At 50.4% G+C, this 15,448-nt stretch carries 10 protein-coding genes and 2 rRNA genes; 1 reads left to right on the top strand and 11 read right to left on the bottom strand.

Annotated elements, in window-relative coordinates; translation table 11 throughout:
* Positions 1–35: 35 nt before the first annotated feature.
* Positions 36–722 (top strand): hypothetical protein, encoded by a 687-nt coding sequence (locus AAA857_RS06865; RefSeq protein ID WP_338174213.1) that lies wholly within the window; start codon positions 36–38, stop codon positions 720–722.
* Between the two features lie 2 nt (positions 723–724).
* Here AAA857_RS06865 and purC read toward each other — a convergent pair whose 3' ends face one another.
* The 11 genes from purC to AAA857_RS06810 all read right to left on the bottom strand — a co-directional run bounded on the left by purC (position 725) and on the right by AAA857_RS06810 (position 15,419).
* Positions 725–1,630 carry a phosphoribosylaminoimidazolesuccinocarboxamide synthase gene (gene purC, locus AAA857_RS06860; RefSeq protein ID WP_338174212.1) on the bottom strand — a complete coding sequence of 302 codons (906 nt, stop codon included), beginning with the start codon at positions 1,628–1,630 and terminating at the stop codon, positions 725–727.
* Between the two features lie 57 nt (positions 1,631–1,687).
* Positions 1,688–2,350 carry a translation initiation factor IF-6 gene (locus tag AAA857_RS06855; RefSeq protein WP_338174211.1) on the bottom strand — a complete coding sequence of 221 codons (663 nt, stop codon included), beginning with the start codon at positions 2,348–2,350 and terminating at the stop codon, positions 1,688–1,690.
* Between the two features lie 137 nt (positions 2,351–2,487).
* A 5S ribosomal RNA gene (gene rrf, locus AAA857_RS06850) occupies positions 2,488–2,607 on the bottom strand.
* Between the two features lie 101 nt (positions 2,608–2,708).
* Positions 2,709–5,567: ribosomal RNA gene (locus AAA857_RS06845) — 23S ribosomal RNA — on the bottom strand.
* A gap of 246 nt (positions 5,568–5,813) precedes the next feature.
* Positions 5,814–6,713, bottom strand: coding sequence for a hypothetical protein (locus tag AAA857_RS06840; protein ID WP_338174210.1), 900 nt, complete (start codon positions 6,711–6,713; stop codon positions 5,814–5,816).
* A gap of 17 nt (positions 6,714–6,730) precedes the next feature.
* Positions 6,731–7,249 carry a hypothetical protein gene (locus AAA857_RS06835; protein ID WP_338174209.1) on the bottom strand — a complete coding sequence of 173 codons (519 nt, stop codon included), beginning with the start codon at positions 7,247–7,249 and terminating at the stop codon, positions 6,731–6,733.
* A gap of 64 nt (positions 7,250–7,313) precedes the next feature.
* A complete protein-coding gene (locus AAA857_RS06830) occupies positions 7,314–9,062 on the bottom strand; it encodes an ArsB/NhaD family transporter (RefSeq protein WP_338174208.1) in 1,749 nt (582 codons plus the stop codon).
* Between the two features lie 63 nt (positions 9,063–9,125).
* Positions 9,126–9,392, bottom strand: a complete 267-nt coding sequence (locus AAA857_RS06825) for a YhbY family RNA-binding protein (protein ID WP_338174207.1) — start codon at positions 9,390–9,392, stop codon at positions 9,126–9,128.
* Positions 9,392–9,739 carry a hypothetical protein gene (locus AAA857_RS06820; RefSeq protein ID WP_338174206.1) on the bottom strand — a complete coding sequence of 116 codons (348 nt, stop codon included), beginning with the start codon at positions 9,737–9,739 and terminating at the stop codon, positions 9,392–9,394. The genes AAA857_RS06825 and AAA857_RS06820 overlap by 1 nt, the downstream gene beginning before the upstream one ends.
* 11 nt (positions 9,740–9,750) lie before the next feature.
* A complete protein-coding gene (locus AAA857_RS06815; RefSeq protein ID WP_338174205.1) occupies positions 9,751–10,377 on the bottom strand; it encodes an adenylate kinase in 627 nt (208 codons plus the stop codon).
* 41 nt (positions 10,378–10,418) lie between these two features.
* Entirely contained in the window at positions 10,419–15,419 is a 5,001-nt protein-coding gene (locus AAA857_RS06810; RefSeq protein ID WP_338174204.1) for a S8 family serine peptidase, read from the bottom strand.
* Positions 15,420–15,448 lie beyond the last annotated feature (29 nt).

The following is a 15,448-nucleotide window of genomic DNA, read 5'->3' as shown; positions in this document are numbered from 1 at the left end:
AAGCCCTTATGACGGTTCGGCAGGGGGCAGAAACCATGGAAGACCTCCCGCTCGCCTCCACATCACCGTTTTACACGCTTGATGCATGTAATGGTTCACTGGCTGAGAAAATCATCGATGCACTTGAGGGCGTTAACGGCGATTCAGCAGCAGATTGGGAGAAGCTTGTTACCGAGGAAGGGGCACTCCTTACCCGTCTCAATTCACAAGGAATTCAACGTCCACATGAACTCGCATCAATTGATTGGGATCAAGCCACACTCTTGTTCACTACGACCATTGAACTTTCTAAGGATGGACGACCAGTACCCCTTGGGGAAATATTGACACGAGAGCGATTTGGAAGGTTTCCGTGGGATGACGGTTCACTCCTCGGTTATCTCCTCGCCTACATCAGACCAAACCGTGCGATAACGGAAAACGATGGACAAGATATCTATGACAGCATTGTCTCTCTATTGACTAAATTAACATCGTATTGTACCGAGCAGCATCGCGGACACAGAAATTATGAAGATGGTTTTGGTGGCATGAACATCAAAGGATTCATCACGACAGATGAAGTCAAACTTCTGCGTAGAAACCTATCCAGTCGAACCTGGACTGCTTCGTATGATGAACCCCTGGATGGTGGTGTTGCTGATGCTGCTAAACACTTCATGACCTTGCTTAAGTCTGCAGAACGCAGAGATGTAGGTGTGATGTTTCGCACCCATGCTTAGGTTCAGAACGATTGAGAAGTGAGCCGCTCGTACATTGATGCATACAGAGCAGCCGTTTCGTCAATAACCGATTGCGGAAGTGCTGGAATCGGAGGCTCTTCTCCACCTTGGTCACGGGCAATTTTGAGTTCGGTTTGGTGACCGGTCCCAATGTAATGAGAACGAACGAATTCTTTGGAGAGTTCAATGCATTCACCGTTAGCATAGGCTTCCGAGTCCCACCATCGGTCCTCATCGAGTGTCCCAAAGGTATCAACAAGAACTACTTCACGATTATCACCCAGTGCAAACTCTTTCTTACCATCAACGTGAATAAGTCCATTTTTCGCCGCTTCTTCTTCAATGATCTCATCGACTGCAAGTGCTGCTTTGACGATGGCCTCGTATTCTTCTTCAGTAATGTTAGAGATCGCCAAGGCTTCTTCGCGACCGATATTTCGATCAAATTTCTCGAACTTTGTAGTCACTTCAACGAATGGTTCATTCAGTTTAACACCGTATTCACAATTCGGGGAAACGCCGAGTTGCTCAGCAGTTAATTCTCCTCGTTCATACCTTCTCCAAGCGGATCCAGAAAGGTAATGCCGAACGATAACTTCGAGGGGGACAAACACCCATTCCATATCCCGAGGAATGGCTCCAGGTTCTTTGATGATCTCAACCTTACGAACAAGACATCGATCCGCACCGTTAACTTCAATCAAATGAGTTTTGCAAATCCCAGCAGCTTCGACCAAATTAAACCAGTGCGCAGTGGTCCGGTTCAATGATTCTCCCTTCCGAGGAATGAGAGAGGGTATGATTTGGTCAAACACAGAAATCTGATTTGTAAACCGAAATTCCAACATGCTTGGATCATCGGTTGACCATACTTGCTTCACTTTTCCTTGGTAGAGCATTTCTCCCATGTGTTTTGGTTGGGAAAACGGCCTTTGAACCTTTCACATGGTCTGAACGGTAGTTCGTCACAAAAATCCGAGGGCATCTTCAATACGATTCAGTTCAGGTCCAGTGGTTTTTGTCCCAGAAACAGCACCAGTATTCGAGGCACAGACACCAGCGCCAACGTATGGAGAACCGAAGGAGACGGTTCCCACCATTGGCGGTACGCCGAGAATTCCTTCGATGAGCATCGCTTCATCAGGAGTGACGTCGGGATGAAGAAGAACGCCCTGGTCGTTAGCAACGGCAAGGCTTCCGACAACATCATGGCCGGCAACTGTTGTAGGAACGATGTCAACACCAAGAACTTCAGCAAGAATCTCAAGTCCATCGTGAGGAATACTGGGCGAGGCCACTGCACCGTTCTCGTTGACAACGAGAAGGTTTCCAGCAGTGTTCACACCGCCTTCCATGACCACCACGTCCCCGAATGCTGTCAACTGGTCAATATCACCTTCAGTAGCGATGTCGGCAACGGCGATTCCGCGTTGATTGCCACAAATAAGGGCCCCAATTAAATTGGAACCACCAATGGATATTGGGTGAAGTTCAAGCTCAAGAGCCTGTTCAATTTTTTCAAGGATTGGAGTAGGCATTTCAGGAGGATGGAACACCACACGTCCGACACTGGCCAAATGGATGCCAACTTGGTCGCTTCCAAAAATGTCTACGGTGTCGATCGGCATGGGATTACTTCCTTCTGTGTGTGTTGGTTCAAAAACATGGTGATGGTTGACAGAACGCAAAAAAGGCCGGTCTCCATGGAGGAGAACCGGCCTTAAGCGCCCTGACGGGTCGAGGATAGATCCGGGGTGAAAAGAGAGGGGCACAGTGACTTCCTTTCCCGTGGACTCTCGTACCACAGTAATGGGAGAGACGCAGAAGGGCTTGACTTCTGGGTTCGGAATGGGACCAGGTAAACACCTTCGCTGTGACCGTGCACCCATCTCTTTTCGAATCGGATCTGAGGTGCGACATAGCGTCGCTAATGAATAGGCATGATATTTTAGACGAAGGGCACTCATGGTGCGGTTACATACACGGAAAAAGATGCTCGAACATTAGTGCTGCTGGACTGAATACGTCGCCGAAGCTTCGTACTTACATCCGCAGTCTATCATCTCGTCTTTTACGAGCGTTCTGAGGTGTCTCGTCTTTGGGGTGGCTTCGAGCTTAGATGCTTTCAGCTCTTATCCTTCAGGGCGTGGCTACCCAGCATTGCCTTGCCAGACAACTGGTAAACTAGTGGCCCCGAGCCCTCGTTCCTCTCGTACTAAAGGACCCCTTCCATCAGACACCTTACGCGATTCTACCACCAAGCAACAAACCTGTCTCACGACGGTCTAAACCCATCTCACGATCCCTTTTAATGGGCGAACAACCCCACCCTTGGGTCCTGCTGCAGACCCAGGATAGGAAGAGACGACATCGAAGTAGCAAGCCACCAGGTCGATGTGAGCTCTTGCTGGTGACAACTCAATTATCCCCGAGGTAACTTTTCTGTTATCTACCGGCCTCAAATATAAGCCTGGTAGGTTCGTTAGGCCCTGCTTTCGCATCGTCGATCCTTATTGTGCGGATCCACGTCAAGCCAGCTTTTCCCCTTACAGTTAACGGTGGAGTGCTGAACCACCTAAGCTGACCTTTGGGCACGCTTGTTAGGTTTTCGAGCGCGTGGCGCCCCACCCAAACTGCCCACCAATCGGTGTTCTCATTAAGAGTTAGCATTGTTACCTTCCAAGGGTGGTGTCTCTTCTTTCGACTCCCCCCAGGACTGGCGTCCCAGGGATCAACATCTCCCACCTACACAGTACATGGAAAGCGACAATGCAACGACAGGCTGCAGTAAAGCTCTACGGGGTCTTCGCTTGCGGGTAGAATGTACTGGACTGTGCGCCAGTAAAGTCAATTTCGCCGGACATATCGCGGGGACAGTGGAGCCCTCGTTGGACCATTCATGCAAGTCGCCAATTAAGCGACAAGGTATTACGCTACCTTAAGAGGGTCATAGTTACCCCCGCTGTTTACTGGTCCTTCGTCAGGTTGAAACCCGATTTAAGATACCAGCACTGAGCAGGATTCAGGGACTATACACAACCTTTCGATCTGGCAGTCCCCTATGTTTTTATTAAACAGTCGGAGCTCCCTAGTCACTGCGACCAGATTGTTCCCAATCTGGCACTCCTTCTCCCGAAGTTACGGAGCTATTTTGCCGAGTTCCCTCGCGATATTTGTATCCGATACGCCTTAGGCTACTCACCCAAAAACACCTGTTTCAGTTCTCGGTACGGTCACCTTACACGGCTTTTCATGGGACCTGGGACTTTCTTTCCTTCTCACTGTGACAGTTCTCCAGAAATTAGTTATCGATGGACCTGGCATATGATCCATTGACTTTGCCCAAGCCGTCACCATATATTGTGTAAGGGGCATACGAATATTAACGCATTTCCCTTTCGATCATTTCGGTTAAGAATGACCTTAGGACCGGCTAACCCTCGGCTGATAAACAGTGCCGAGGAACCCTGGTTTATAAGGCGGTGCGGATTCTCACCACACTGTGCTGCTACTCTTCCCAAGACTCTCATTAGTACACGGTCCAGTAGACCTCAAAGCCTACCTTCCACCCATGCACTACGCCGCGTTACCACATCATCTTTCGATGGTCTGAAGTATCGGTAATCAGTTTGAGCCCCGTCCCTTTTCCCGGCCCGCAAGCTAGACCAGTGATCTGTTACGAACTCTTTCAAGGATGGCTGCTTCTAAGCCCACCTTCTGGTTGTTTTCGACCACGGACACGGTTTGTCTGTGACACTTAACTGATATTTAGGGACCTTAACTTCAGGCTGGTTTGTTCACCTTGCGTAATGGTAGCTTACCCACCATCACTCACTGCTAGTATCTACAACGATTACACCTTCGGAGTTTGGCAGCACGCCGAGGGATCGCTCCCCCTAAACGCACAATCAGTGCTCTACAGCGTAATCAATCTCCACTAACGTCTACCTACGAGTAGTTTCACGCGGAACCTGCTATTGCCCAACTCGATTGGACTTTCACCCCTATACCCAGCTCGTCCGAGCGATTTGCAGATCAGCAACGGTTCGATCCTCCACCCATCTTTCAACGGGCTTCAATCTGGCCAGGCATAGATCGTCGGGCTTCAGGTCCTCCACCATTGACTCCAAGCGAGCACACTTCGTCCCTCACAGTAAACTGCTGCGGACTTGTCGGTTTCCCTTCGGCTTCGTGGATCAACCACTTAACCTCGCCAATGATCAAGACTCCCTGGGGCATTTTTCTAAACGCACGACTGGACGCTGCTCATATCTTCGCTTTCACGCCCAATCAGCCTGTACCCAACTGGTTTCACGTTCTTTTCACATCCCGCTAAGGATACTTTTCAGCTTTCACTCACGTTACTTGTAAACTATCGGTCTCGAGTTGTATTTAGGATTGGAAGTATTTGCCTCCCATATTCACACGCGATTTCCAACGCATGCTACTCTGTGACAGTCACGTGGTCATATTATGTACGGTTACGGGACTTTCACCCTCTATGGATCCGCCATTCCAGGCGAGTTCACCTTCCATAACTTAGACAAAAGACTGCCAACCACATCTCCCTCTCTTTCGATTTGGGATTCGGTTTGTCCTGATCCGTGTTCATTCGCCACTACTAACGGAATCTCTATTGATTTCATTTCCTCCACCTACTAAGATGCTTCAATTCGGTGGGTTCCCTATCGCTAATGCGACCGTTTCCGAAGAAACAGGAAGTCCTATTCAGCCATCTGCGGATCTTAGGCATACATGCGCCTACCCGCAGCTTATCGCAGCTTGTCACGACCTTCATCGGCACTCGAGCCGAGCGATCCCCCAGTTGGGTTGTAGCATCACATGTGTATGTTACCACACCATATGAGTAACCCTTCGGTATCTATATCATGCCTATTCGGCCTCCTCAGAAAACCACCTCCTCGGGGTGATTCTCCTCAGCCCTACCCCCGCCATGACGTGCATAACAGGGTGCTAAGCAACCCCCCGACCTACCGCCCGTATATGAAGAAATCGGTTCGCACTTGTACTGAAACTGTGGTACAGGTCGCTGATTTAGGTTACGAAATTGCGATTTTAGGCTTATAGGCCTCAATTGGCCTTGGTAAACTGAGAAAGGTTCTCTTGAGCGATGGGGTCGTTGCCTGCTTTCCGGAAAGTTTCCATGGCCTGGGAAAGTTGACCGAGATGGAACATTGCAACGCCCGCTGAGTTCAGTCCGCTGGTTGAATCTGGAGTGCGTTGGTTGTGGACGTTCATGATCCCAAGCGCCTTTTCCGAACGCCCGCTTTCGATGAGGGCATGGGCGAGATTAAGGAGAATCTCGCCTTCTGCAGGTGCATTCTTGGCCGCCTCCCTGAGAGCGAGAATTGAAGATTCAAATTGTGCATCGGCCATCTCACGCTGCCGTTCATCATCACCGTCTTTCATGTCCAAAGCTCGTTGAAGAAGAGCGATGCCGTAGTTGTTGAACACATAAGGGTCAGTCGGCTTTTTTGATGCGATTTTCTGGAATGAGCGGGCTGCTTGGACCCATTGCCGGTTGACAAGAGCATCAAAGCCAGCCTGGAGGAATTCATTGAGTTCCGGATGGCCTGTGATGTCTACACCCATGGCCATAATCGGATGCAATTTGAGGCGGATCGTTTGCTTAGTTTCCCCGGTTGGCGCAGCCTCCAGCGGAGAATAGAAGACGGCAGCAGGCGAGTCGCTTTCGTGGTCGTAGACGAGGACATCATCGTCAAGAGAATCATAAGTGACCTCAATAACTTGGTCCCCTTGATCGTAAATTTCTTCATAGTTAGGAATAGGAGCATCAATTTTCCAATAATCCGGCACATCCAATGCTTCCGGTTCCAATGATTTCACCAATCGAGCAGAATCAAGACGAACGGGCTCTGGTGTGGAAGGCTGTGCGATTGCAACAGCCGGAACAGGCTCTGGAACTGCTTCGAGCAGTGGTGGGTCCGGAATCAATGGAAGTTCTACCATCGGCTCTGGGACTTGTGTTACCGCCTCAGCCGGGGGTGCTTCAGGAGCAGGAGCAGGAGCAGGAGCAGGAGCAGGAGCAGAGGAGCAGGAGCAGGAGCAGGAGCAGGAGCAGGAGCAGGAGCAGGAGCAGGAGCAGGAGCAGGAGCAGGAGCAGGAGCAGGAGCAGGAGCAGGAGCAGGCTCGATTGTTTCTTCTGGTAGGCCGTCCCCGTCGGACTCAAACGGTATACCTTCAGCGAAGCTTCCAATTCCGAACGGTAATCGGGAACTTACGACATTGGATTCCCCTTGAAAACCAAAAGGCAGACTTTCTGTACCAGGGAGCCCTTGTGGAGCGCCGTCCGATTCCGGAGCAGGTGGCTCAATACCTTCGAGTTCATACCACGATTCAGCGGCATCATCAAGTCCGGGAACTTCTGATGGAAGGCCTTCCTCAGCCAGCAATGTTTGTGATAAATCAATTCGTAATTGACTCCCACATGCAGGACATGCGGACCCTCCTAGCGAGAGCAATCCACAGACTTCACACTCAAACATACGGCCTGCCTCAAACCTCGGGACTCGCCGTCTGCCTTGAAAGCAACGCTCTGTTGACCTTGTTTCATTCTTCTTGGCGTAGTCGACCCACAATCTCTCCTGGGATCGATTTAACGTCGTTGACGAGAGTTACAATTGCATCCAAGTCGTCATCAACCAGTGCATCGGCTAGACTCTTTCCCTTCTTGCGGCCACGCATGACCTGGAGAACGATACTCACCGTTGTTACAAAGATCAAAGCGAGCTTGATCATGGATTCACTGCCATCCCTACCGACCACGTAAACGAGGAGCATGTAGAACGATACGATGAAGGTACTGATAATCATTACAGGGAATCCTGCCTTGAAAAATTCATTGAACGAGATTGGGTAACCTGCCTCTTCCGCCATCCCTGCCGTGACAACGTTTGCAGATGCCCCAATGAGGGTTCCATTGCCTCCCAAGCAGGCCCCAAAGGCCAACGCCCAAATCAGTGGGCTAAGAAGGTAAGAGCCCAAATTATCGGAAATTTGGAGGACAATTGGAATCATGGTTGCAGTGTAGGGGATGTTGTCAATAAATGCTGATGCAACGGCAGAAACCCACAATACGATGAGAATGGCTGCTGCAAGTCGTACCGTTTGGCCTTCGGGCGTATCGTCACCAAAGTACGCAATGGCTTTCTCAACGTACTCCCCAATGAAGGCTATGACTTGCAGTTCCTGTAGAGAATGAACCAATACGAACAATCCTGCAAAAAAGAGGAGTGTGGCCCATTCGACCTTTTCCAGCGGTTTTTCAAGTTCATGACGATCGGTTGCGAGAAGCATCAATACCGCACCAACGAGTGCAATCCATGAAACTGCGATGTGGGTGATCGGGTGAAGGAAGAAATTGATGATCACGAGGATGAGAATGGAACCGCTTACTTTGAGCATGGCTGGGTCCTTAATTCCGTACTTCGCTTCCAATTCAGCTACATCTCGAACTCGAGTACCGGAAAATTCCTCTCTGTAGAACCATTTGATGAACATAAATGAGGGAACAACGGTCATAAGGATCCCCGGTGCCATTTCTATGATGAAGTCGTTAAAGGTCACACCTTGAGCGATCATTTCTTCGCTAAAACCTCCACCATTAGGAGACTTTGCGTTTCGAATGGCAGACTCGGAAAGTCCGGAGCCAATCATAATGTTGGGTGGGTCACCGATCATTGTGGCTGCGCCACCAATGTTCGAAAAGAGAACCTCGGAAATCAAAATCGGAATGGGCTTCAAGTCCAGTACCTTAGCAAGTTGAATGGTCACAGGCGTGAGGAGCAACATGGTTGTGACGTTGTCAAGGAAGGCTGAAAGAACGGCGGTTACCGAACAAAGGATGACAACAAGGGTCCAGATTGACCCTCCACTTTTCTTGTAAGCGAGAACGGCAAAGTACTCGAATACTCCCGTATGTGAAAGGATTCCAACCATCACCATCATACCGAGAAGCAGCCCAATGGTTTCCCAATCGATCATGGTCGTGACCTGAGCCAACGAAAGAGCAGCCTCCTCAGTGTAGTAGTTGAGAGCAAGCATGGCCACCAAACCACCAACTGCAGCGGCCAAAGTACGATGAATCACTTCGGTGATGATCAGAGCATAAACTCCAAGGAGAATGGCGAGACCAACCCACACGGCCTGGGTTTCAAGACCTTCTCTGATGTGCAAATTGAGGTCAATACCACCACCGCCTCCAGCTCGAGATGAACCGACGAAGATCATGGAACCGACAAAAATCAGTAAGCCGAAGGAAATGCTGCGACTTTTATTGGAAAGGAGATTGGAGTTCACTGGAATGCACCTATTATTCCTAGCCAAAGGGGTTCTCCCTTTGACCGTTTGCCTATGGACTGCTTAGGAGCGCCACAAAACACCAATATTTCCACGCTGCAAAACAAGGGTAGATTTCGTCTCATTTGCAATGTAAGCCCAGACCTCAGAGCGCTGTTCTCTCTCGAACAATCCCTTGTTCATCTTGACCTTTACGAGTTCTCGGGACTTTAATTGATTGACGACCTCTTCAATCACCGTATCCGTTAATCCGGATTTCCCAATACGAACGCTTGGGTGGAATTCACGTGATTTTGCTTGTTTGAGTACACGGTCAGGAACAGAAGACATTACTTTTCACCTCGTTGAAGTCGATGGTGTTTCGGACCGCCACCAAACCTCCGAATCGTCCCACACTTAAGACAGGTAGTAGTCCGTTGCCCTAGGCGAATACGGACCCTGAGACGACCGGGTAGCGAATGCGCTGCCCAGCATTTTCTGCAAACAAGGTGTCGGGAATGTTGAGGCAATGAAAGTCGATGCCGCCGTGATACTTTCATGAGATGGACGGCAGCAGAATCAACGACATCGATGGTGTAATCCTGCGGATTTGATAGAATTTCAATCAAATGAGTTTGGGCAACTTCAGCCGCTGCACCACGTTGTTGGCGCTGATTTCGACGACGATTTCGGGCCATTCTCTAAAGCCTCAGTCCAATATTTCTAGCAAATCTTTGGTGATGTCAGCAATATCTCTATCACCGTCTACTGGGAAAAAAAGACCGAGGTTATCGTACCAATCAGCCAACGGTGAAGTTTGCTCATGGTAAGCCCCAAGCCGAGTTTGAACGGTCTCTGCATTGTCATCAACCCTACGCTTTTCGACATAGGAACCGCATGAACAGCCATCATCGGGTACCGGGTTGAACGTATCGTGGTAAACGGTCCCGCAGGTTCCGCATGTTGAGCGCCCACAAATTCGTTCAACAATTCGCTCATCAGGGACTTCAATGGCCAAAACGTGAGTGATCTCTGTTAAATTTTGAAGGGCTTCTGCCTGAGGAATGGTACGTGGAAACCCATCGAACATAACACCGTTAACGGCATCCTTGTGTTTGATTCGTTCTTCAATTAAACCTAAAATAATGCCATCTGGAACGAGCGCCCCTCGGTCCATGAACGATTTCGCCTCTAACCCAATCGGACTGCCTTCCTTCAACGCAGCCCTTAGCATGTCACCGGTGGAGACTTGAGGGAGCCCCGTATGTTCCATGATTCGCTGCGCTTGAGTGCCTTTTCCAGCACCAGGGGGTCCAAAGAGTACAATGCTGCCCATGGCCGGCCTACGCCTTCATCCCTTTCAAGATTGACACGGAATTAACCTTGACGCTGAAGCCACTGATGGCCGTAATGTGTCCATTGTTCCATCGTCCATCCGGGGGGGAGTCCTGATGGGGGCAAGGGTGGGCCTTGGGCAATTGGAACATCAGGCTGAACCGGGACGATGGGCTGAACCGGTTGGGACGGAAGTGGGAGAGGCGGCAAGGCCTTTCCAGCCACAGGTAGACCTGCGAGTGGGACGCCCAATGGAGGCATGCCCGCAGGAGGCATTCCAGCAGGAGGCAATCCAGCACGTGGCATACCTGGTGGAAGACCAGCGGGGACTGCGGCGGGAGCAGAGGGTAGATCCATCGATTGCATGAGAGCTTTTGCAATCTCATCCTGACTGACTTCTCCACTTGTTAAATCGTGGACTGCACTACTGATGTCCAAAACTTCATCCCTTCTCGCCCCCATCGTATCTGGGTTTGTATGAGAATCGGGAGCAACGAGTTCTAAACCATCGTCTTGGAGTTCACCTGACCGTTTTACGCGACGGGCAACAACAGCCAGGGCAAGGATGACAACGCCAAGAATGGACACCGTCACCCCGGTGGATAGCCCGCTGAGAAGACCTTGATTACCAACTGCTGCCTGTACACTCGCTTCGATAGCATAGGTTGTAAGCTGTTCATCTCCCGAATAGACCGTAATGGTTAACGAACCGATGGCCCTTGAGACATTTTCTTTCGGAGATAGTTTCACGGTGACGGTCACGGAATCCCCAACCGCAAGGTCGGTTATTGAGTCTGGTGTGACAGCAATGGTCCAGTCGCCCCTTTGCCCACCATTTTTATCCAACATCATTGCTCCGAGAGAGCCTGTGAGAGGAACGTTACCATCGTTGAGGAGAACGAATTTTTGGCTTGCGGACCCATCCCTTGAAATCCCTTCAAGGGGCCTAATCGTCTCATCTTCAACCGTAAGATTAGCGTAGGTAGACTCCAACACACCGACCGTCAGCATTTCGGAAGCCTCAACAATTCGACCTGCATTGGTTCCGGTTACGGACACAAGGATCTCAAAGGAGTTCGCAGAAGCGTTGGTTTGAACCGGTGGTGTGAGACCAAGGCGAACCACTTTCTCTTCCCTTGGTTCCAGGTAAAGAATTGGATTTGCAAAACCTATTGACCATCCATCGGGTGTCAAACCGTGTGTCCATTCCAATCCGAGTTCTGTATTTCCTGTGTTTTTGATAGAGAACTCGCAATATGTAAACAGGTCGCTGATAACCACGTCAAACTGACCGCTTTCGGGGCCTATCAATCTGAGAGCCAATTCATCGCGAACGACCAGCTCGGTTGTATTGAGGCGGAAATTGGAGGACGAACGCTCCGTGCGGATGCTGAAGCTGTTTGAGTCACCTTCTGCAGCGGTTATTGGTACCGTGAACACGAGCATAACAACGGTGGATTGACCCGGTAAAATGCTGAAACCAAGTGTTCGGGTATCATTTTGGCCATCATGGCTGACTCGTATGGCCCATAGCGGGTTGGACGGCTGAACACGGACATCCAAAGCCACAGCCAAGTTACCCGTGTTTTCAACAGTGAGATTCATGTACAATTTCTGGCCGCTGTCAACTGCATTGTCGCTGGCCAAATGTGAAGGCCCAACCCGCCCATTATCGTTGGAGAGATGAACATCAAAGGACTCTTGAGGCAGCACTTCAATGGATACCGTTTCCGTGAAGTTCATGGTCAAATCAGTAAAAGAGGTGACGTAGCATGTCACCGTATCGGTGTCACCGGCAGCAGGAATACCACCTGCAACCAAGGGCACGATGATTCGAACTGCCATGGGAAGATATTCCTGAATATTGAGTGGCTCAAAGTCCAGTTGGGAAGAGTTTGAACCCCCAAGCATGACCTGCCATCGGTGCTCTGAAAAACATTCCACACTGTATTGTGCTGGAGCATTGCCCGTGTTTTTCACGGAGATCGAGAAGAAGCTGGATGCCCCCGGTTCAGCCTCTAATCCGTTGGTTCCAGCGGCGACAACGCTCACTTGATCCAACTGTTCGACTTCAATGTAAATACGTTGACTGTGGGCAACTGTGGGTTGGAATTCATAGCGCGCTGTGATGTCTACAACATAGGTGCCTGCACGGACGTAGCGTGGGCTGTCGGGGTCTGTCATGAGGTCTGCATCAATGTCCTCGAGGCGTAGATTGATGGTATTATTTGCATCTGGTGAGCCTTGGGCAGTGAGAATGAAATTCGTTGTTTCATCAAATGTACGACTCCACTGGTCTTGACTCGGCAAGAAGAAGTCCGCTCGGTCTGGGGAGGGAACCTGTACCATTGAAGAAGAGATGACTACGGATTGATTCCCCGTACCTTCATGGAGAACGACTAACGGTATGTCAATTCCAGAATCGTTGCGAACGTCGAGAACCATGTTGGCATTTGACTCCCGTTCTTCCGTAGTTTCAGGGAGGGTCCCGTCGCTGTTTGGAACAACAACCCGTACGCCCAAGGCCATGACTTCCACATCAAGTGTGAACATGTTGTTGTCCGTTCCTGCATTTGCATCGTTCATTTCAACCACTTGATCGGTCGTGTCAATGGAGATGCGAAGACTGTGAATTCCCGTTGTTGCAAATTGATGGTAGATGGTGATGGCGTCAAGTTGCCCGGCTTGCAGGCCGTTTCGTGAAGCGGTCGTCAGCGTTTGCTGAGTCGTCAAATCCTCAAAGAGAACATCGAAACCGCCAGACGGGCTCGTGCCTTGATTCATCCATGCTATACTGATGGCGATCAAATCATTGCGCAGTGGGTTGACCGATGAGGGAACGATACTACCGTCAAAGACAACGAGGTCTGCTTGAGGTGTTGGAGTAGCAAGGGCTGACAAGACAAGACCAAAATCTTGGGTCGTCCCACCACGGTGCAGAACCTTCACGATCCATTGACCCTGGCCAGCGGACAGGGCACCTGGGGGAATACGAATACGCTCGACGTTGTTGACATCGTCAGCCGTCCCACCGGATGTGGTGACTCCAGCCGAGAAGTGATTCCCAATCCACTCAGCACCGTTAGGGTCGACCAGAACCAAGTCCATGTTGTTAACCAACCGAGGTTGATTTTGTGGTGCATTCGCACTGCCTGCTTCGTCGGTCCATGCCAGAGTTATATCAATGCCGTGAGATGGGTCAAGTGAGAAAGAATAGAGCAGACCAAATCCAGGAGAGAGGGGTTTGTTATCGTCAAAGAATGTGTTCAATGGAGTCGTTCCGTCCATGGGTAGAACCGTTCTTGAGAGGTCAACTTGACCCCACCCTTCATTCGCATTTGGAATGTCTGGAGTTCCCAAATCTTGGGCTCCGTTAATCATTGCAGCTTTAACGAGAGAACTTGTTGGAGAACTCACTCCTGCTTGCTCTCGGATGAACTCACGAGTTAATGCCGCAACGCCTGAGGCCACCGCAGTGGCTTGTGAGGTTCCCGACAGTTGCATGTAATATGAATTCCCGGTAGAATGCGACCCTGTAAGGCATGAAGGACCCGCAGGGAATTTCGCCTCTTCAGCCAAACCCGAACAAACACCGACTCCGGGGGCAACAAGGTCAGGCTTGATACGACCGTCGAGTGCTGGGCCATCGGATGAAAAATTAGCGACTGCGCCAGCAGCTACGCTTCCGTCAACGCCCGTTGTAGAGGCTCCGATTGCAATGGTGTTTTTTGCCGTTGCTGGAGAGGTGATTTGGGAGGCGCCCAGGCCACCTCGGTCGCCGATTGAAAAGATTGGAGTCAAGTCCGAACGGTCGTTGACATACATATCTACCGAGCGTGCGTCGGCTGTGTATTGCCCGTAATTTCCATTAAGGCCCCAAGCATTTACGGCGATTCTTGCCGTCATTTGTTCTGCATTGCTGAGAATGTCGTAGATTGAACCGATGCGCCCGAACACTCCGGTTGGGTCGTGTTCAAGAGCGTACATGACCATGTTTGCACCAGGAGCAACGCCCCGTGCAGATGAGTCACCCGTGCCGTTTCCGACAACGGTTACAGCGATGTGAGTTCCGTGACCTGAATTGGTATCGTCAGGAGAGGGGTCAAGTCCGAACTGAGTGTAGGTGGCAGCAACTCTTCCAGTCAAATCAGGATGATTTTTATCCAGTCCTGTGTCGGTTACTGCAATCATTTCACCGGAACCATCGAGGGTGAATGTGGCGTTGTTGTTGACGTCTTGAACACCAGCAATGGACCAAGCCAGAGCGTTGTGAACACGCAGTTCTGCAGAGGGTTCAGTCCAGATGACTCGGCCATCATGAGCGATGTTTCTCAGAAGCGTTAGGCCTTCCCCGTCTGAAACAACGGCTCGACACAACCAGGCATCGCACCATGCTTCATCGGCTCCATAGCGCACGAGGTCTGTTGCAAGGGCGGGATATCCCCCGAAGCCTAAGTCAGATGCAGGGATGAAAGTGAGCGAGGGGGAAGTGATACCGTCTTGAATTAAATCGGGTGCAATCCTCCATTGCGGTTGTTGATGTCCAATCCAACGAATTCGGTCGTCGTTTTCGAGGAGTGTGAAGGTGTCCATGGGCGGTGAGGGGAGGCGAACCAACCATCCCTCGTCATGGAAAAAATCAAGCACAGTGAGGTCGTATTCCGCGGTCAACGCATCGAAGGCATCGCGATTTCCGTCATGAAGTTGGACCATAGCCATTCCAGTAAGTGCTGCATCGTGGTTCCGTGAAAACGATGAAAGAACATCAGGTCCGTTAGAAAGCAACGGATCAAAACTGCCCGCAGCCATATGGATGATTCCACTTGCGGGCGTCAATTCAACCGATACGAGCGACGCTTCGGGCATGGAACTCCACATTTCCTTAGCAAGTTCCAGCCGCTCTCCTTCCGACATTTCACTGGCCGTGAAGGTCGGATTTTGATCAAAGTCAATCTCCTTTTCGTTTGGTTGGTCAACCATGGTAGAAAGCGGCGTCAATACCATGAGCGCTAAGACAAAACCAAAGCCGATATTGGAGCGCATGCTTTAACCAACAGCACTCCACTTTTGAA

It is taken from the genome of Candidatus Poseidonia alphae (genome assembly GCF_943787815.1).
GTDB classification, from domain to species: Archaea; Thermoplasmatota; Poseidoniia; order Poseidoniales; family Poseidoniaceae; genus Poseidonia; species Poseidonia alphae.
This window is presented reverse-complemented; position numbering and strand designations above follow the sequence as displayed.